Genomic DNA, 19,452 nt, shown 5'->3' on the forward strand with positions numbered 1-19,452 from the left:
AACTGCCGTCATGATACTGGAATAATTTAGAAAAGCAAACGTTTGCGTAGGTCTTCTCTGCCTTTGATTTTATCGCATTACAAAGCGTTCAGAGTGGAAGTTTTGTTTGTTTAATCCCAATGTTAAAAGCTTACCTTTCAATATGTTGCCGAAATTGATTGGACCGCAAAAACTGACGCTAGCATCAGAAAGGTCGACAGTTTGAGCCACTCTGTCTGCACACAAGAACTCATTGTGGCTAGCGGTATAAATGTGCAAGTTAACAAACGGTAGTTTATTTACCAATTTTTCCAGCATTTTTACAAAGTAGGTTTGATCATCGTTGTCTCTGCAATAGAAGAGTTCAATGCGTCTGCTGGTAGAGTGAGGCATGCGAACCAGCTGATTTAGCCATGCAATGAACGGAACAATACCGATACCTGCACCAATCCAAACTTGGTTTGACGCTTTTGGTATATGGAATCGACCATAGCCACCTTCCACTGCGACTTTTCTACCAACTGAAAGGTTGTCGTAGAGTTCATGGGTATAGTCCCCTAGATCTTTAATGGCGAATTCTAACTCTTGATTATGAGTGTCGTAGCTCAATACTGAAAAAGGGTGAGGGGCTTCGCCATCATGGAAATTCACATAGGCAAATTGGCCTGCACTGTATTTCATTGAACCGTCCAGTTTCATTTTTACGTGCAGCACGCGAGATTGACTGACGTCGTCATGAACTCGTTCAATATCAGTAACTTCACCATTCACAATTCGTGCTCGGCCAATCAAACCAGTTAGAGAAACCAGAGCACAGATTGAACCAACAATTGCAGCCGCCCAAATTGCTAAGTTCATACCAACAGAACTCCATTGATAATCAAGTAACAATAAACCGTGGAAAGATCCTGCAAGGAATATGGCACCAGCAATTTTATGTGTAAAACGGAACTTTCGGTAGCTTATCGCCTGAATAAGGCTGATCGCAACAAAGGCGATGAAGATATAAAAAGTGTATTCTCCCACGGCTTTAGCCCAGTGTGTCCAGTTAATGCCTTCTACCAATCCACCTAAACGTTGGCGTCGTTGTTGGCCTTCCATTAATCCTAGGCTTATCAGCCATTTTGGCGATTCAATTAATACCCAGTGCATAATCATAGTAATAAGTGCACCAATACCCATCTGTTTGTGAAGAGCATAACCTTTATCTAAGCCATGAACATATTCTTCTACTCTTGGAATACGCATTGCTAATAGCATTGCAACCGCCATGTAAGCAAAACCTATTGCACCTGTAAGCATAGTGAGCTGATGGCGCCAGTAAAAATAACTAGCATCAGATGACCATGTAAGCAGCACAGATGGCAGCCACAGTAATATGATGAGGGAGGTGATTCTTTTCATGACAATTATTCCACAGGTTTCTTATGGTTTAATTGTAATTCTGATGATGTGGCTAAGAAATCGACTTTATGTTGTTTTACTCTTATTGACCTTGGTTTACGTATTTCATTCGCTAAAGTGAAAAGGCAAAAATCAGCAGTAAGGGTAGAGTGAAAATACTCAAAAAGTTACCAAACAAAACCATTGATGCAACATTGGTTGCTTCAATTTTGTAGCGTTCTGCAAAAAGGTAATTCATTACCGCCGGCGGCAGCATAGTGAACAATACCATCATCTTTAACTGCATTAGAGGCAGAGGGACGAAGTAATAAATACAGGCGAATGCTATCGCTCCAGTAAAGAGTGATTGTGCGGTAGAGATTAATCCAATTTTGAACCCCGCCTTTTTCATATTGGTCATCTGCGATCCTAAAGACAACAACATCACAGGTACAGCGGCTTGACCTAGAAGTTTTGTTGCTTCGTGTAGCGGTCCCCATACAGATGTACCCGTTAAGTTAAGGCACATGGCAGCCGCCGCCGCAATAAAAACAGGGGCCGTGAAGATCTGTTTTAGTGAGCCCCCCTTACTTAATACAGCTAGTCCAATACTAATGTGTAGGCAGGCAGATACAACAAATAGCAACACAGCAGATGAAAGAGCCGCTTCGCCAAAGGTATAGGTAAACAGGGGGATGGCTAAATTGCCGCTGTTTCTGAACATATGTAGAGGAGCCCAAGCTTTGTAGTTCCAATTACCGAGTTTACATATGGGGATCATCAATAAACCTGGGATAAGTACGGAAACCAATGATGCGCTAATCAGAGGCAGTTCATTTGCGCTTAATGGCATGGTTGAAAGGGATGAAAAAACAAGTGCAGGAACAAAGGCTTCCATGTTAATTCGGTTAATTGGCTGAAAGTCTGGTCTGAGCCAGCGTCCAATCAGATAGCCGACTGTAACTAAGGCCATAACAGGAAAGAGTATCCCGATTACTTGTTCAAACATGAGTATCCTTGCATACGTCTGATAACAGAAACTGAAATTAACAGGGAATCAAATAGACGTCATGGGCGAGTTTGGAAATATGTGCACTGACTATAATTGGAAATGCGAGTGTTAAAGGTACTTAATATGATGTAATGACTGCATTTGCTGGTGTTATATTTCGAATAATTATCTTTATGTGGTGATAAATAATGTAAGGTGTCTATTTCTGTATTGGGAAATGTTTTTTTGTTTTCCCTGATGAGTTAAGTGGAAGTATATCATTAATTTATTTATTTATAGCTTTATGTTATTTGTAAGCTAGGTACTCAATGAGTAACGGAAGATATTTTGAAGAACAAATTTCGTTTTGTAACGCTACACACCAAAACCGCTTTTCTGTTTGCAGTAGGTCTTGCGGGTATCATTTTTAGCAGCCTTTTTCTCACCCGTTATTTTTTCCTGTTCAGTCTCAATGAGCTTGAAAACATAGAGATCCACAAAGCAAGTTCGCAAGCTTCTTTCGTTATTCGCTCATTAAGTTCAAGGCAAGAAACTGCGTCTTATGACTGGGCGTATTGGAATGAGTCCTATGACCTACTCGCAAAGCAAGATGACGGATTTGCTGAACGAAATCTTCATGTTGATGAGCTCGATGTTTTAGGTTTGGACTTCATTTCGTACTTAACACCAGACAGAAGATTTCAAGTTGGCGTTGGTCGTGACATTGAAGATATCGAATCATTTACCACAACAGTCATTAATGACGAAGGCATTGCTCATCACCTTATCGATATGCAGAGCAAACTTTCAGCAAATAAAACCAGTATTTCAGGTTTAATCCGTTTAGATGACGACATATGGGTTGTTAGTGTTAGTCCGGTTCGAGACGGAGCCGCAGATGCTCCGTTTGCTGGCTGGATGATTTGGGGACAACATTTATCGCTCCGTTTCCCATCGGCATTTGAAGGTATATTGACGGCGAGTAATTCGATCATTGTCGATCAAGAGGAGATGGCGAGGCTCGATTTCCATAGCTATGATCTGAACTCTGATAGAGAGCATGACTCAGGAGTTAAAAGAAGCAAATCGGAGCTTTATCACTACACGTCACTCACTGATATATCTGGCAAAGTCATCGCTGTACTAGAGACCAAAGAGCCGCGAACTTATTATCAAAAGGGTGAAGCTGTTTTCTACTATTTGATCATTGCGATTGCTGTGGTTGCTAGCATAGTCGCTTGTATTACATTCGTTTTATTCCGAAACAATATTGGTAAGCGATTTAATTACTTCGAACAAGATATTAAGTCATTGATATCTAGTTCAGATGTTGATTTGGAAGGCCACAAAGACGAGTTCGAACGCATTACTAAGTTGGTCCAATCTTTAGCTCATGCCTCTTCAAAGACGGAAGGGCAATTGAAGGATACTTTGCAAAAGTTTGAAGCGCTTTACCACAGCCAATCACTAGGCATGGTGCTAGTGGTTGAAAAAATGATTGTGGATGTAAACCAAATGCTTTTGGATCTGCTGGGCTATCAGCGTGAAGATTTGGTCGGAAATAACATTGAAATACTTTGCTCACATGAGGCAGGAGATCTGTGCAGCGCTGACCAACTGTACATTAACCTTGCGCAAGGATTACGTCAGTTTGAGGCTTGGTTGTCCAACAAAGAGGGTGACACTGTCTATTGCATAATTGAGGCAACTCAATTTGAGCAAGATGGAAGAATCTCGGTCATGCTCTCTATCAAAGATATCAGTGAACAGAAACAACAAGCAGTGCTGATTGATTCACTGACTCATAAAGATGCCTCGACCGGTTTACTTAATAGACCAACAGTTATTAACTTGTTTAAGAGTTATTTCCAACATTCCTCAGAAGGTGATGGGTTTTCTCTGCTCTATTTCAATGCCACGCGTTTAAAAGAAATTGACGAAATCTACGGCCACGTCGCTCACGATGATGTACTCAAACACTTTGCAGAGTGCTTACTGCGCAACTTTGGCGACCAAAGTGTAGGGCGGATTAGTGAGAACGAGTTCCTTGTTTGGGACGAAGAGAAGAACTACGTACATTTGGAAGAAATGGCAAATCGTGTGCTGGAAAAATATTCGTCAAAAATGCACGTTTCCGGGTTTGAGTTCGATATTGGTCTGAAATCCGCCTTGGTTCCGTCATCTTCACACTTCGATAGCTTTGAAAATTTCAGTTATGTAGGGCTTTATGCGCTGACCGAAATCAAAGCCGCGAGCAAAAAAGGCTTAGTGATTGTTGATGAAGAATTGAAGGTTCGCTCTAAAGAGTCGTTGTCGTTGAATCGTGACATCATGCTGGCTCTGAAAAATAACGAAATAGTGCCTTTCTATCAGCCAATAGTGAATGCGAGCAACGGTCAAGTTGTCGGCTTTGAAGCATTGGCAAGGTGGAAACACCCGTCTTTAGGTATGATTCCACCGGGTGTGTTTATTCCGTTGGCTGAGCAGCGACGTTTGATTGTGGAATTGGGAGAGTCCATTCTCGATCAGGCATGCCAGTTTATTAAAGAGATTCAGCAGAAAAGCACCTCGTCGTCTCAGAATCGATTAAGCATCCATGTGAACCTTTCCAGTCCGCATTTTAATCATAAGAGTTTGGTCGAAACCTTGACTAAAATGATTAAAAAATATCAGTTAACCCAAGGGCAGCTGGTGTTAGAACTGACAGAGAGTATTCTGTTGGGCAGTGAAGAAGAGATTATTGACCGTATGGATGTGATTAAATCTCTCGGTGTACAGCTTGCCTTGGATGATTTCGGCACAGGGTATTCATCATTCAGCTCTTTATGTAACTTCCCATTGGATATTATCAAACTCGATAAATCCTACATTGATGCTCTGGAAACCAACGATAAAGCCAAATCACTGGTTAGAAACATCATCCATATGTCTCAGGAGTTAGGAATGACCACTGTGGCAGAAGGTGTAGAAAATGCTTCACAGCTTCGTAAACTCAATGTTTGGAACGTGGATGAAGTGCAAGGCTACTACTTCTTTAAACCCATGGATAAAGAGAGTGCGTTGGAAAAATTTGCTCGATGAGATAACGAGTGAAGTTGATTAGACAAAAAAGCCAGACAACAGTCTGGCTTTCTACTTTCTACTTCTAGCTTAGAGCTCGATGTAACTCACTTCTAACTGTGGATTAAGCGATGCGAGCGTCGCTTTGGTATCAACCAAATGGCTAACACTACCTTTCTTTAGTTCCGCTAATGTGGCCGCTTCTATGTTGTCAAATGACTCACCAGCCATACGCATCTGAATCAAGGCAACTTGCAGCGGCGGAAGGCTAGGGTTGAACGCAGCATTTTCTGCATAAGCACCCAAGTAGCATTTGCCTGATTTTGATTTCAAAGCTACACCGCTTAGGTTTTCAGAATACGGTGCGTAACTGGTATTTAATGCTGAAATGGCAGATTGAACGAGTGGGTCTGAATTTTCGCAGCTATAACCGTGATCGTTTTTATGCATTAATACCGTCGTGATACCTAAGTCAGCAGGACCGAAAGATTCCGGCAAGTAGTATTGCAGTGAATTAGCGTCACGTTTTGGCAGCTGGATCATCAAGCTCTTTGAGGTCGTCAGCTCATTCATAAACTGTCGGCAGTGACCACATGGGCTGTAGTTAACCGTAATATCACTGATGCCTTCTTCACCTTTTATCCATGCATGGCTGATTGCAGCTTGTTCCGCGTGGATGGTTTGTCCCATTTGAACTTTAGAGAACTCCATATTTCCACCGAAGTAAATACGGCCTGACAACCCACGAGCTAGTGCACCAACATAGAATTTCGAAATAGGCACGTAAGCAAAAGCGGCAGCAAGAGGCAAGAGCGCAATACGAAGGTCTGCATCACTTATTTCCGAAACGGAGAGTAGCTGCTTGAATTGGTCAGGAGATAATGTCGCGTCAAAATCATCAGCGAGTACGATAGGCGCTAAAAACGCTGCCATCGGTTGTTGCATGTCTGCTAATGCCTGTTCAATACGGCCTTTCATAGATATTCCTAATTAATACATTGAGCTTTAGTGTAGGGGAATATGCTAGATTTACTGAGATCAAAATCTCATTAATGAATGTAACGCGTTTCACGTTTTCATAATTAGAGTGATATCACACATATTAAAAGGTGGAAAGTAATTTGGCTTAGAACAAAGGCTAAGTATTTTCTGAGCCAAATTATATTTCATGAGATTAGGTTAGCTCGCAAACCAAAGAACAAAAGCAAAAAGACTTGGTGCTAGGACGGAGGTAATCACGCCACATACTACTAATGCGAGTGAGCTAAAAGCGGCGTCTCTTTGATCCTTCTCAGCACAAGTTGCTGTGCCAAGTGCATGGGAAATATTACCCATTGTCAGCCCTCGAGCTATTGGGTGGGTAATATTAAGTAGGTTATAAATTGGGTAAGCCATGATAGCGCCAAACACGCCTACAAGTAGAACCATAATAGCAGCAATGGCTGGCTCACCACCTAAGTTACTCGCCACTTCCATAGCAATAGGTGTGGTAACTGATTTGCCCATTAATGCTGCAATCAAAGCAATATCGGTATGCATGGCAGCGGCAATTAATCCTGCAGTAAGCATAGACATCGCACTGCCCACGCCACAAGCTAGCATAATGATTTTCCAATTGGCTCGAATCTGAGGCAGTTGCTCGTACAATGGATACGCCAATGCAACCACGGCTGGCTGGAGTAAATAGTTCACCCACTGATTATCTAGAGCGTAAGTTTCATAAGGAACTTTAAGCAAAATCAGAGTTGGAATGATAATGCCGATGCTGATTAACAAAGGGTTTGCAAAAGGTGAGTTAAGCTTGCGTGCCGCCCAACGCGCAAAAAAGAATACAGCAATGGTGACTAACAACCACATCATTCACCCCCTTTCTTTAGTAAACGATCAAGAGAGAATGCGAGCACAACAAGCACAATGGTTGTCCCACCTATAGCGCTGGCCAAAATTGCCCAGATGTTATCCATCAACATATCTAAATGAACCATAAGTCCAACGCTGATTGGAATAAATAGCAGAACCATGTAGCGAATAAACAAGCTAGCACTTGGCTTAACCCAAGTGGAAGGTAATAGCCCGCTTGCCATGAGCCCGAAGAGGATCAACATGCCGATGATGCTACCCGGAATAGATATGTCCAACCAAGATTGAAGATTGTTCCCTGCCAGCAAACAGAGAAAAATCATTCCCATAGAAACAAGATATTTAAGTGCGGTTTGAGCCATGAAACGTTGTTGCCATTAATAAGTACATAAAACTAGGGCTGATAGTCCTAGGAAACGAGTTTTTCGACGTATTGATAAACGGATTTTAAAATAGCGATTTTCTTTTCGTCACTCTCATGCTCATGAACTAAGTTCTCTAAATTGAGCATGTAATCTTCAATGCGTGATTCATAAAAATCACGGCAATGATTAGCCCAGCGTCGCTGCTCTGTCTCATCCAAAGTCCAAGGATAATGACGAGCTCGATAACGAAACAGTAGCGGTTCGATGCGTTTATCCGCGAAAGTAATGTCCAGAGCACCTAAGTTTTCTGGTGGCGTGTTACGTATGATATCCATTGCAGCCTTGTCAGCTGGTGAGAAGAAACCATCGTACAGCTGAGTATCGACATCATTGCTTTGTTCATATTCACGATCGATTGAAAACAGTACCACCAGTTTTTCTCTGATTTCTGGATGCTGACGAATCAGCGCCAAATTAGCTAAACACTGCTCACGGTTAATACCAATTTTGTCGGCATTCTCGGCGGTGAGCGTCTTTGCAGGCGCGAGAATAGGGCATTTATTTAGATGCACTAGCTTCACTGGGACTGGGAGTTCATCAGGTGCCAGTTCATCATGTTTTGTATAAAGACGCGTGTGAAGCTCTTCGCTAGACAAATCAATCAAAGGTTGTGGATTCTTCGCTAAGTCCGCCACTATCACTGCATTTTGATTGGTGGGATGCCAAGCAATAGGCACGATCCAACTTGTATATTGGCACTCTCTGCCTAACATGCCAGAGACATGCATGAGAGGTGTCATGTTGACGATATCTACGAGTTCAGTGAGTTTGCGTTTGTGGCGCATGGTAAAGAAGTAATCAAACAACTTTGGTTGAGCTGCTTTTACCCTTTTTGCTAGTTCGATGGTAGCAATAACGTCTGCCATTGCATCGTGTGCATTTTCATGTTCTATGCCATTAGCTTTAGATAGATGTTCAAGTTTGAAGCTAGCAAATCCCTCTTCGTTCTCTGGCCACGCAATGCCTTCTGGACGAAGGGCATGACAAGCACGCATGATGTCCAGTAAGTCCCAACGTGAATTGTTGTTCTGCCAACTCCAAGAGTACGGATCGAAAAAGTTGCGATAGCAAGTATAACGGGTCACTTCGTCATCAAATCGAATGCTGTTGTAACCAAGGCTAGTGGTATTCGGTTGAGACAGTTCGTTGTGGATGCGCGCGATGAATTCGGGCTCAGATAACCCTTGTGCCATGGCTTTTTGCGGCGTAATACCTGTAATCAACGCGGCTTCCGGCGCTGGCAAATAATCGGAAGGTAATTGGCAGTAGATAACTAATGGTTCTCCGATAATATTGAAATCCATATCGGTGCGTACGCCAGCAAACTGACTAGGACGATCTTTCGCTGGGCTAGTGCCCCAAGTTTCGTAGTCAAAAAAGAAGTATGTTGGCAAGTGTTCCTGCTGCATTTGTGGTTACCAAATCGTTGAAAGATTTGTTGGTATTAGAACATCCCCTATACGACTAAGCAATCATCATGGCAGGTTGTAATTACATGTTCGGTCAGTAGAGTTGTTGCCTGGTTAATAATCGCTCAAATTTACACTTAAATCAGCGATATTTGTTGAGCATGTTTTGCATGGCTATGCTGTCGAGAACAGAGACGGACTTAGTCTGTTTATCGAACAGGCTGTACAGCATACTCTGAGCCACATCTTCGGCTTTGATTGGCGCCAGATTCTTAAGCTTGCCGAATAATAAGTATTTGCCTACTGCCATTGCTTTTTGTACCAGCACTTCATCCGTTCTAGCTATGCTTCTCTTTCCGACTAAAGGCCCTGGTCTGACAAAAGTGACATGAGCAAAACCGAGTTGTCGAATAGCTTCTTCCATCCGACCTTTACAGCGTAGGTAGTGAGAACCTGACCTTTTATGAGCGCCATAGCTAGAAACGACGGCTAGTCGTTCAACACCTAATAGTTTCATTTGCTGAGCAACGTGACAAACCAATTCAAAATCGACTTTCTCTAATCCTTGTTTTGAGCCTGCTTGTTTTAAGGTCGTGCCGAGGGCAATGACGCCTAGCTGTGGACGAACATCGTCATCGTCCCAATGTTTTACGTTTAAGTTGGCGTCAATCAGCTGGGTAAGTTTATAAGTAAGTTCTGGAAATGTGGTCGGTGTCAGCGGTTTTCTACTCAATGTGTAGACATGTTCAATAGCATTTTCTTGCAAAGAAATTTTAAGACAACAAGAGCCAACTAAGCCCGATGCCCCTGCAATGATAAGGCAGGGCTTATAGGGGGATGAGATAGAGTTTTTGTCCATAGTTGTATCCACTTGTGATGACTTAATGATTTGAAATTACGCTAATTGCTCGAAAATATACAAGTATTTTATCTATATAGGCTTTGTTGGTTTGCCGTTGAATAGGTTTTGTGAGTAGACTGCTTCATCTCTTTTCTAAATTGAAGCATTGTTCAAGGAACCAATAATGTTAGATGACGCATTTAACGATGCTATTTGGCACCGTATCAATCAAAAAACCAAGCCACTAGGTTCATTAGGTCAATTAGAACAGGTCGCTCATCAATTGGCGCAGATTCAAAGCCAAGGTGCACCGCAAGCTGTAAAACATATCTCCATTGTTCAACCAACAGTTCTCGTTTTTGCTGGCGATCATGGTATTGCTGACGAAGGGGTTAGTATTGCTCCTAGCGCTGTAACACAACAAATGGTATTGAATTTTCTTGCTGGTGGTGCGGCGATCAACTGTTTCTGTCGAGCGAACAATGTAGCACTGAAGGTGATTGATACAGGCATTTTGCTGCCTGTAGAAAGCCAACACCTAGATTTTATTGTTCAACGTTTAGGTGGGCGTACCCAGAACTTTGCTCAGCAAGCTGCAATGGCTTTAGAGCAAGTTGAACAAGGGTTAGACTACGGTCAATCACTGGTTGAAAGTGTTATTGATGCCGGTAGTAACTTGGTTATGTTCGGTGAAATGGGCATCGCTAATACTTCTAGCGCTGCTGCATTGTTGGCGAGTCTGTCTGACCTTTCTGTTACAGAGTGTGTTGGTAAAGGAACGGGTATTTCAGAGGAGCAGCTAGAGAAAAAATATCAGTTGGTTGCAAAAGGTGTTGAACGCACTAAAGGTAAAAGCGCGAAAGAAACATTAGCTGAAGTCGGTGGTTATGAGATTGTCCAAATGGTTGGTGCATTCCTAGGGGCTTACCATAAGCGAACTCCCGTTCTTGTCGATGGTTTTATTGTTACTGTTGCAGCTTATGTGGCTACTCTTATCGAACCTGAGTGCCGAGACTACATGATATTTGCTCATTGTTCTGATGAGTCGGGTCACAAAAAGGTACTACAACTGCTCAGAGCTAAGCCGCTATTGAGCTTGAGTTTGAGGCTTGGAGAAGGAACTGGTGCTGTACTTGCTGTTCCACTTATCAAAGCTGCAGCAGAGTTCTATAACAGTATGGCGAGTTTTGAAGAGGCAGGAGTGACAGTGTAATGCTGGCTAAACTCAAATATCAGTTTGAACTGTTTCTTTTGGCGCTCAGTTTTTTTTCTCGAGTTCCTGTTCCGGCTAACTTGCCGTACAGCAGTGAAAGAATGAATCAGTCAGGTCGGTATTTTGCTCTGGTAGGAATATTACTCGGCTCTCTCTGCGCGGGCTTTTATGCTTGCGCAGAACTCTTATTGACGCCTGAAATCAGTATTTTTTTAACCATGGTGCTGAGTCTGATGCTAACTGGAGCCTTCCATGAAGACGGCTTGGCTGACATGGCGGATGGGATTGGCGGCGGGATGACGGTTGAACGTCGTTTAACCATTATGAAAGATAGTCGTATTGGTACTTATGGCTCGTCAGCTTTGATTATGGCGTTGTTAGGTAAATATGTATTGCTGACGGCCATTAGCAACTTTATTTCCCTGATTCCGGTTTGGTTAGTCGGATATACGCTAAGTCGCTCTGTTGCATCTTCGTTCATTTTCAACACGCCGTATGTCTCAGATAGTGATACAAGCAAAAGCAAACCACTTGCTCATAAACAGAGTTACAGTGAATTGGCTGTAGTTATTATTACAGGTTTAATTCCCTGTGTTCTTCTCGATGGGTATTTAACTCTGGTCCTTATTAGTGCTGCATTTTTATTCCGACAGCTGTTCAAACGTTGGCTAATAAGTCGACTCGGTGGGTTTACTGGAGACTGTTTGGGTGCAGCGCAGCAACTGATGGAACTGACAATTTACCTTGTCATTGTCATCTTTGCTCAAAATGGTTTACCGGTAATGGGAGTGGCTTGGTGACAGTGAGATTAATTCTCGGTGGTGCTCGTAGTGGTAAATCCAGTTTTGCAGAAAAGTTATTAAAGCATATGAGAAGCCTTGATAGCACAAAGCAACTGCACTACGTGGCAACCGCTATTCCATTTGATGATGAGATGGTAGCTCGTATCCGACACCATCAGAATCAGCGTGGAGAAGGATGGAATGTTCATGAAAGCTCATACCAACTGTCAGAGACACTTCAACAATTTTCTTCTAACGATATAGTGCTGGTAGATTGTCTAACGCTATGGTTGAACAACGTAATTTACAACGATGGTCAGATGCGTGATGCTCACCTAACAAGGCTGGAGATTAAGTGTCTCATTGATGTATTAAAACGGACATCTGCAGATATCACGTTGGTGTCTAATGAAGTTGGAATGGGGTTGGTACCAGAAGGCGAGGTATCGAATCTCTTCGTAGAATTTGCGGGATTGGCTAACCAATGGGTTGCAGACGTGTCTTCCAGTGTTTTCTTTGTTGCTGCAGGTTTACCGAAAACAATGAAAGGTTAAGCATTTCAGTTCGAAATAAGCAAGTTGGATAAAAGAAAATCCAAAAGTGAGATTTAAGACAAGGGTTTCAATGAATTGAAACCGATTGGGTATAGAGTCTCAAAAGCAGTTAGGATAGAATTCGCCTTCAAACTAATCCAGCAATAGTCGAACAGGTTATAAAAGTACAGCAGGCATATTTCATTTTATATTGAGGTTCAGCTCAATAAGTGGGATCACTTCAACATAAATTGTTTGCTCAATTCTTTAACATACCGCTGTGCAATAAAGGAGTAGCGCATGACGAAGTCTCTATTTCGCCAATCTTTTCTTTTCGACAGTCTAGATCTTGAACAATCAGTGAAGTCTTGTGAGTTGACGATACCTAATGGTGCCACTCTTAAACTGCTTCAACGCGGCATATTGGAAGTCATCCCAGCTAAACTAGATGCAGATACCAAAAATGTTGTCATCTCATGCGGTATCCACGGAGATGAAACGGCTCCAATGGAGCTTATCGACAAACTTGTGAATGATATTCTAAGTGGCTTCCAAACCGTCAGTGAAAGATGTTTGTTCATTATTGCGAACCCTGAAGCAACGAAATTGCATGTACGTTCGTTAGATGAAAACTTGAATCACTTGTTTGATGAAAAGGCGCATAATCATAGCAAAGAGCTCGCCATTGCAGATAATCTTAAAATTGTGATCAAGGATTTCTACGCTCAAACTGACGTTAAAACTCGTTGGCATCTAGATTTGCATTGCGCTATTCGAAATTCAAAACACTACTCATTTGCAGTGAGCCCTAAATCTCGCCATCCAGTTCGTAGTAAAGCTCTTTTGGATTTTATTGAAAACGGCCATGTCGATGCAGTGATGTTTTCTAATGCGCCAGCTTGTACCTTCAGTTGGTACAGTGCAGACACTTACGCTGCGCAGGCGATGATGATTGAGTTAGGACAGGTTGCTGAAATTGGCTGTAATGACATGCATCGTTTAACGGCGTTTGATTTAGCATTACGTGATTTGATCTCTAGAACCCAATCCGAGCACTTACCAAGAAAAGCGACCATGTACCGTGTCAGCCGTACCATTGTGCGCATCCATGACGATTTTGATTTCTTATTTGACGATAACATTGATAACTTTACGACTTTTATGCACGGTGAAGTTTTTGGTCATGATGGTGATAAACCACTGATGGCTAAGAATGAAGAAGAAGCGATAGTGTTTCCGAACCGCCATGCAGCGGTGGGTGAGCGTGCAGCTTTAATGGTGTGTAGAGTAAAAATTCGTTATGACGATGACCAAGCGGTATACGATTAACAGACTTAAACATCGTCTTTCATATTGACGCTTTATATTTGAATGGCTTAACGGTAAGGTTAAGCCATTCTTTTTTTCACTATCATTATTCCTCAATTAAAACACTATGGATTTCAATCAACTCATGTTGCATAAGCAGCAGCGCTGGAAAAGAGCAGGCTATTTTTTGCTTGCAGTATTATTGTTTGCCAGTGCGGTCTATTTGATGGTTGGTGAAATTTTTATCTCGCCTTTACGCTCGTTGGACGACCTAGAAACGCGTTTAGTTTTAGACTTGCGTTTACCAAGGTTGCTCGCCGCAATGATGATTGGTGCAGCATTAGCTGTTTCAGGAGCAACACTTCAAGTTTTGCTCGGTAATGTACTTGCTGAGCCTGGGATCATTGGTATTTCAGGGGGGGCAAGTGTAGCAATGGTTATTTTGCTGTTTTTCTTTCCTGCAATTGCTAGCCCAGAAGCTTTTATGGTTTCTGCAATTATTGGGGCTCTGTTGTTCACTTTATTGCTGGTGTTTGTAGCCAATGCAATGCGGCTTACAACAACACGTCTACTGTTAGTGGGGGTCGCTCTTGGAATTTTGTCTGGTTCAGTCGTTACATGGGCATTTTACTTTAGTGATGAACTCAGTCTACGTCAGCTTATGTACTGGCTGATGGGTAGTATTGGTGGTGCCAGTTGGTATCAACACACTCTCACTCTTATTGCTTTACCGATCATGATTTGGTTGCTGTTTCAAGGCTCTGTGCTGGATAAGCTGATGTTAGGTGAAACTCATGCCAAACAGTTAGGTGTTGATATCAATAAAATTCGGTGGAAATTGATCGTTGCTGTATCGGTATTGGTGGGAGCTGCGGTTGCATTAGGCGGGGTGATAGGATTTGTTGGTTTGGTTGTCCCTCATTTGTTGCGATTAGCGTTAGGGTCTGAAAATCGGATGTTGCTGCCTCTGAGTGCTCTCTGTGGAGCGCTTCTAATGGTGCTTGCCGATATGGTTGCACGCCTCGCTTTGGATTCTGCTGAGCTGCCTTTAGGTGTTGTAACAACTACTATTGGCGCTCCAATTTTTATCTGGATGCTGGTAAAAAATCATGATTCGCGTTAACAGTTTGCACGTCAATGAGCGTTTATTGCCACTATCGTTCCAGTGTGAGGCTGGAGAAATTCTCCATGTTGTTGGCCCAAATGGAAGTGGTAAAAGTACTCTTCTGTCTGCACTAGCAGGAATAATTGATAGTTCGGGAGAGATCTTACTTGGAGAGTTCAATATAAAAAAACATTCTCTAAGTGAGTTAGCTCTCCATAGAGCCTATCTATCTCAAAGTGAAAAGCCCGCCTTTAATCTGGATGTTTTTCAATACTTAGCGTTATCTCTACCAATCAATAGCTCCCTGCAAGATCCTAAAGTTAACAATGCAGTGAAGCACTTTACTCAATTATTGAAGATTAACGACAAGCTTCACCGTTCAATCCATCAGCTATCTGGCGGAGAATGGCAGCGAGTCCGTTTAGCTGGTAGTTGTTTACAAGTATGGCCTGATATCAACCCTTATTCTAAATTATTGATTCTCGACGAACCTGGTGCACCTTTAGATATCGCTCAAGAAGGGTTGTTATATCAGCTTATTGCACAAATGGCTCAAGAAGGACTGGCTATCGTTATGGCTAATCATGATTTAAACAGGAGCTTACGTAATGCTGATAAGGTTTTGCTTCTAGAACAGGGAATTGCTCAGAGTATTGGTGTGCCAAGTGAAGTATTGAGTGAAGAGCATCTTCGTAGTGTATTTAATACATCTGTGAAATGTGTAGCAATTGATGGAAAACCTTACTTAGTTTTCGATTAGTTTTGGTGCATCGAGCACAAATCTGGTTCAGCCTTCAATATGCTAGCTTGCTAACTCATTGTTTATATTAAACGCCTATACATTATATTCTTTAATATCAATGGGTTATTTAATTTTTAAAAGTTGGCACGCAATTAGCATTAATAAGAGTGATACATTCTCGTTCTTGTTAGGCTTTTTATAGTCTCATTAGCCACCTTGCTCCCAAGGTGGCCTTTTTTTATCAGTTAGTTATGGTGCTGAATGAGACATTGGTAGGATTATACCAATTGCCTTAATTTCCTGATCAAGTAGACATTGAGTGCCGATAAGCAAACCCTCCGAGCCATGGATGGCTCGGCGGAGCCCCAAGGATGGGTTTATGCGTGTTTGCGTTCGGTGCTCTTTGTCTAAGACTGAACAGTTTAATAGTGCAATTAGTATTACTGTGTTAACGCTTCTAGGTTTGCTGGGCGGTAGTATACTGACTTCAATACTTTACCTTGGCGAATCGTTTTGCTATCAGAAACAAAGTCTTCTGCACATTTTGCAATTAGGTAGTCACCTTTTTGCACAGCCATCAACTTGATGCCTTGCTCCGCGTAATAAGCTTCTGTATCGCCGTATTCTTTCTCGTTGCGACATACTTTGCTCATGTTTGAGCTATGAACTTCATCCCAGCAAGGAAGGAAATCGATGTTGCGGTTTACTGCAACGTTGAGTAGCAAGTCAATCAAATAGCTGATAGCTATGTTGTCATTAATATTACTGTGACCAAGATGAACTAGGCGTCCCATAAGGACATAAACACTGTCTACAATCGCATCAGCTTGCTCGGTTTTGCTGTCTGCTTCAGCAAGTTCTGTAAGCTCTTCGATTGCTAATGAGGTGTGAAGGGTATCTGCTTTTGTATCTAAGCTAGACGGGTCCGCTACTGGTAAGTCAAAAGTGCTACGGAATTCGTTGATGTCGCGGTATAGGTGATCATAAATTTCTTGTGTCAGCTTAGATAAATGCATGGGGTTAATCCAGTTGAAAATGAACAGGCGGTCATAGTAACAAAGCTCGAACCACAAATACAAAACAAGACGCGAATAGCGTCTTGTTTTATGGCTTGATGAAAGGGAACAGAGTTCGCTTAAAGGTACATTTTTGCCAGTTCTGATGGTTCAAGTTCTTTACCATCTAAAGTCTGATTCCAGTTAACACCAACAAGCACACCATCTTCATCAAGAGTAATCAGCCAATCTTCAACGAATATATCTAGTGGGATCTCTAGAACTTCAAAGTCTGCCCATTCTTCAACATTGTGCAGCTCAGCATCTTCTTTTGAAGACCAGAAAGGCATAACTTCACTTTCTTCAAATTCTGTTGATTCACATGATAACCAACCTTCTTCATTTCGTAAGCCCCAAACCAATTGGTTTTCTTTAGTCTCTTTGATGAAAAGTTCTAAGTTAGCTTGAACATCTGCTGTTAATTTGGTCATTTTATTTTCTCATTAAGAATGATGCTCGAAGGGTAGCACTTCACAGCATTTTTTCCCATTAACATTTGGAAAGACATAAGAAAAAGGCGGCTAAGCGCCGCCTTGATAGAGATGTAACACTAGTTAGGTAACGCAGTGAATACGTTCCACTCTTTAACTATTGCACTTTTATAACCGATAACGCTTGCTGTCACTCTTCTGTTGATGGCATGTGCGGTCTCTGAATCTTCAACTGATGCTAGCTCAGTGTCGCCAAAGCCAACAATTCTTACTCTGTTGCTTTCAATGCCATAACGAAGTAATTGAGCTTCTACCGCCTCTGAACGTCTTTGAGATAGTTTGAGATTATGATTCTGATTGCCAACCTTGCTTGCATATCCCTTGATCTCGATTGAGGTTGAAGGATAAGTTTTCAAAAATTCGGCCATTTGGCGAATCTGGCTAATAAATACTGGTGGTATGTTGTTAGAATCATTAGCAAATAAAATATGTAAGTATTGAAGCTTTGATGTTTTAACAAAAGTACCACAGCCATCATTGTCAATGTCAGAAAATGAAGGCGTGTCGGGGCAAAGATCTCGGGCGTTGATTACTCCGTCATTATCATTGTCTTCCAAATCTGCTATTTGATTGATTTCAGGTACAGCAATGTAATCATATTCATCGCTAGCTACATTTTCTCCAGCATAAACGAACATTGCAGTGCTTAATGTCGCTGTAAGAACAACTAATGCGCTTTTCATCTTAATACTTCACCTTCTCTATCCATTCAGGTGCTACGTCCACTCGTAGCGCATCTAACAAATTGCCTGTGGAATTCATTACTCGATATTTAGCGTATTGCTCAGCATATTTAGCATCCAGATAGTCTTTACGTGCTTGAAACAGCTCATTTTCAGTGTTGAGAAGATCTAGCAGTGTACGCTGACCGATCAAGTATTGCTTTCTATAAGAGGCGACAGTCTGAGAAGTTGAATCTACGTGGTCAGATAAAAACTCTTTTTGTTGGAGCGTTAAATCTAGCGCACTCCATGACAAGCGTAGTCCTTCTTCTACGGAGCGAAATGTGTTCTCACGTAAGTCTTTTGCTTTATTAAGTTGATAAGCAGCACTTTCGGATTGGTCGCTGTCGCTACCACCGTTATAGATGTTGTAGCGTAGTCGTACCATTGCTGTGAGCTCATCACTGCTACCCTTGTTCCCATCAGCATCGTCATACCAACTTTGAGAAGCTTCAAATGATATTGTTGGGTAGTAGGGAGCTTTTGACTGCTTATATTGGAAGCGTGCTGCATCCACATCTGTTTGAGCAACTTTAATAACAGGGTGCTCGTTGAATGCTTTTTTTAAGGCTTCTTCTACTGTGTTGGGAATTGCGGTACTGTCTGCTCTAGGAAAAGTTAGACCTAATGGCTCCTGTCCAACTAAGCGGCGAAATTGGGTATGTGTGTCATACAAATTATTTTGTGCTGCAAGTAAGTTACCCATAGCTTTCGCAATACGTGCTTCCACTTGAGTTACATCTGCAATAGAGCCAACCCCAGAGTCTGCTCGTTTTTTTATGTCTCTGTATATCTCTTTATGCGTAGCCAGATTTTTTTCTGACAAAACTAATACTTCGTATGCCTTTGTTGCCTCGAGATAAACATTAGTGACTTCGAGGGCTTTGTTCGATGCGTCTGAAAGTAGCTGGTAACGGTCAGATTCCGCTTCAGCTGCCGTACGATCCATATTGTTTAATGTCGATGAACCATCCCAAATAAGTTGGGTGAGTGTAATGGATGCATCTTTCCGAGTCATTTCCGTGTCAGGGTTACCTGTAGAAGACGCTGGGTTTATACCTTCATAGCCGATGCCTGCATCCAGATCGATTTTAGGTAGATATGCGCCAGAGGATGAATTCGAGTCGGATAGACGGCTTTTATATTGGTTAAACGCACTTTTCAATTCAGGGTTGGAGGCAAGTGTAAGTGATACTGCTTGCTCAAGTGTTTGAGCAGAAACAGATCCTGCTAAGGATACTGAAAGCCAAATAAGCGTTCTAATTGGAAACCCTTTCAAAATGAACTCCATCAAAAATGACATGTAAAACGGTCGTTGAGTCTATGATAAAAATTGTCTTATTAATAAGACTGGGGAAGGTATGTGTCAAAAATGTGACTAAATTTGTGATTAATATATGATTTTTGCATGTATTAAATGTGTTCCATATTATCGAATTTTTATAACTTACTAATATTTATCGATTTTATTTGTTAAACAAAGTAAGAAATTTCTTACATTTATGCTATCATGAAATGTGATATTAGTTCATGAAATAATTTGATATAAACTC

Annotated in this window: 18 protein-coding genes; 7 read left to right on the forward strand and 11 right to left on the reverse strand. The window is 41.8% G+C overall.

Features of this window, described 5'->3' with window-relative positions; translation table 11 throughout:
- Positions 1 to 69: 69 nt before the first annotated feature.
- Complete coding sequence (locus G5S32_RS05995) at positions 70 to 1,383, reverse strand: ferredoxin reductase family protein (RefSeq protein ID WP_165311158.1); 1,314 nt, start codon at positions 1,381 to 1,383, stop codon at positions 70 to 72.
- 112 nt (positions 1,384 to 1,495) lie between these two features.
- Complete coding sequence (locus tag G5S32_RS06000; RefSeq protein WP_165311159.1) at positions 1,496 to 2,371, reverse strand: AEC family transporter; 876 nt, start codon at positions 2,369 to 2,371, stop codon at positions 1,496 to 1,498.
- Between the two features lie 330 nt (positions 2,372 to 2,701).
- Here G5S32_RS06000 and G5S32_RS06005 point away from each other — a divergent pair, with 330 nt between their 5' ends.
- Complete coding sequence (locus G5S32_RS06005; RefSeq protein ID WP_246201063.1) at positions 2,702 to 5,434, forward strand: bifunctional diguanylate cyclase/phosphodiesterase; 2,733 nt, start codon at positions 2,702 to 2,704, stop codon at positions 5,432 to 5,434.
- Positions 5,435 to 5,503: 69 nt separating this feature from the next.
- On the opposite strand, the gene cdd is transcribed toward G5S32_RS06005, so the two are convergent.
- From cdd to G5S32_RS06030, 5 genes are all read right to left on the reverse strand, one after another.
- Positions 5,504 to 6,391 carry a cytidine deaminase gene (cdd, locus tag G5S32_RS06010; RefSeq protein WP_165311160.1) on the reverse strand — a complete coding sequence of 296 codons (888 nt, stop codon included), beginning with the start codon at positions 6,389 to 6,391 and terminating at the stop codon, positions 5,504 to 5,506.
- 201 nt (positions 6,392 to 6,592) lie between these two features.
- On the reverse strand, positions 6,593 to 7,270 hold the full coding sequence (locus G5S32_RS06015; RefSeq protein WP_165312726.1) for an LrgB family protein: 678 nt from the start codon (positions 7,268 to 7,270) through the stop codon (positions 6,593 to 6,595).
- The gene (locus tag G5S32_RS06020; protein WP_165311161.1) at positions 7,270 to 7,635 is read right to left on the reverse strand and encodes a CidA/LrgA family protein; all 366 of its coding nucleotides are present in this window, start codon (positions 7,633 to 7,635) and stop codon (positions 7,270 to 7,272) included. The genes G5S32_RS06015 and G5S32_RS06020 overlap by 1 nt, the downstream gene beginning before the upstream one ends.
- Before the next feature lie 47 nt (positions 7,636 to 7,682).
- Positions 7,683 to 9,107: an exodeoxyribonuclease I gene (sbcB, locus tag G5S32_RS06025; protein ID WP_165311162.1), complete on the reverse strand. Its 1,425-nt coding sequence runs from the start codon at positions 9,105 to 9,107 to the stop codon at positions 7,683 to 7,685.
- 142 nt (positions 9,108 to 9,249) lie between these two features.
- A complete protein-coding gene (locus tag G5S32_RS06030) occupies positions 9,250 to 9,966 on the reverse strand; it encodes an NAD(P)H-binding protein (RefSeq protein ID WP_165311163.1) in 717 nt (238 codons plus the stop codon).
- A gap of 166 nt (positions 9,967 to 10,132) precedes the next feature.
- On the opposite strand from G5S32_RS06030, the gene cobT reads away from it, so the two are divergent.
- The 6 genes from cobT (at position 10,133) to btuD (ending at position 15,649) form a co-directional block, all read left to right on the forward strand.
- Positions 10,133 to 11,161, forward strand: coding sequence for a nicotinate-nucleotide--dimethylbenzimidazole phosphoribosyltransferase (gene cobT, locus G5S32_RS06035; protein WP_165311164.1), 1,029 nt, complete (start codon positions 10,133 to 10,135; stop codon positions 11,159 to 11,161).
- Positions 11,161 to 11,961 (forward strand): adenosylcobinamide-GDP ribazoletransferase, encoded by an 801-nt coding sequence (locus G5S32_RS06040; protein WP_165311165.1) that lies wholly within the window; start codon positions 11,161 to 11,163, stop codon positions 11,959 to 11,961. Before cobT ends, G5S32_RS06040 begins: the two co-directional genes overlap by 1 nt.
- Positions 11,958 to 12,497: a bifunctional adenosylcobinamide kinase/adenosylcobinamide-phosphate guanylyltransferase gene (cobU, locus tag G5S32_RS06045; RefSeq protein WP_165311166.1), complete on the forward strand. Its 540-nt coding sequence runs from the start codon at positions 11,958 to 11,960 to the stop codon at positions 12,495 to 12,497. Before G5S32_RS06040 ends, cobU begins: the two co-directional genes overlap by 4 nt.
- 279 nt (positions 12,498 to 12,776) lie before the next feature.
- A complete protein-coding gene (locus G5S32_RS06050; protein ID WP_165311167.1) occupies positions 12,777 to 13,805 on the forward strand; it encodes a succinylglutamate desuccinylase in 1,029 nt (342 codons plus the stop codon).
- Between the two features lie 106 nt (positions 13,806 to 13,911).
- Positions 13,912 to 14,907, forward strand: coding sequence for a vitamin B12 ABC transporter permease BtuC (gene btuC, locus G5S32_RS06055; protein ID WP_165311168.1), 996 nt, complete (start codon positions 13,912 to 13,914; stop codon positions 14,905 to 14,907).
- Complete coding sequence (btuD, locus tag G5S32_RS06060; protein ID WP_165311169.1) at positions 14,894 to 15,649, forward strand: vitamin B12 ABC transporter ATP-binding protein BtuD; 756 nt, start codon at positions 14,894 to 14,896, stop codon at positions 15,647 to 15,649. Before btuC ends, btuD begins: the two co-directional genes overlap by 14 nt.
- A 422-nt stretch (positions 15,650 to 16,071) precedes the next feature.
- On the opposite strand, the gene G5S32_RS06065 is transcribed toward btuD, so the two are convergent.
- From G5S32_RS06065 to G5S32_RS06080, 4 genes are all read right to left on the reverse strand, one after another.
- Positions 16,072 to 16,647, reverse strand: a complete 576-nt coding sequence (locus tag G5S32_RS06065; protein WP_165311170.1) for a nucleoside triphosphate pyrophosphohydrolase family protein — start codon at positions 16,645 to 16,647, stop codon at positions 16,072 to 16,074.
- A 119-nt stretch (positions 16,648 to 16,766) separates the two neighbouring features.
- A complete protein-coding gene (locus G5S32_RS06070; protein WP_165311171.1) occupies positions 16,767 to 17,117 on the reverse strand; it encodes a DUF2750 domain-containing protein in 351 nt (116 codons plus the stop codon).
- A gap of 119 nt (positions 17,118 to 17,236) precedes the next feature.
- Positions 17,237 to 17,815 (reverse strand): OmpA family protein, encoded by a 579-nt coding sequence (locus G5S32_RS06075; RefSeq protein WP_425509206.1) that lies wholly within the window; start codon positions 17,813 to 17,815, stop codon positions 17,237 to 17,239.
- A gap of 46 nt (positions 17,816 to 17,861) precedes the next feature.
- Positions 17,862 to 19,202: a TolC family outer membrane protein gene (locus G5S32_RS06080; protein WP_165311172.1), complete on the reverse strand. Its 1,341-nt coding sequence runs from the start codon at positions 19,200 to 19,202 to the stop codon at positions 17,862 to 17,864.
- Positions 19,203 to 19,452 lie beyond the last annotated feature (250 nt).

The sequence above is a fragment of the Vibrio ziniensis genome (assembly GCF_011064285.1).
Taxonomy (GTDB): domain Bacteria; phylum Pseudomonadota; class Gammaproteobacteria; order Enterobacterales; family Vibrionaceae; genus Vibrio; species Vibrio ziniensis.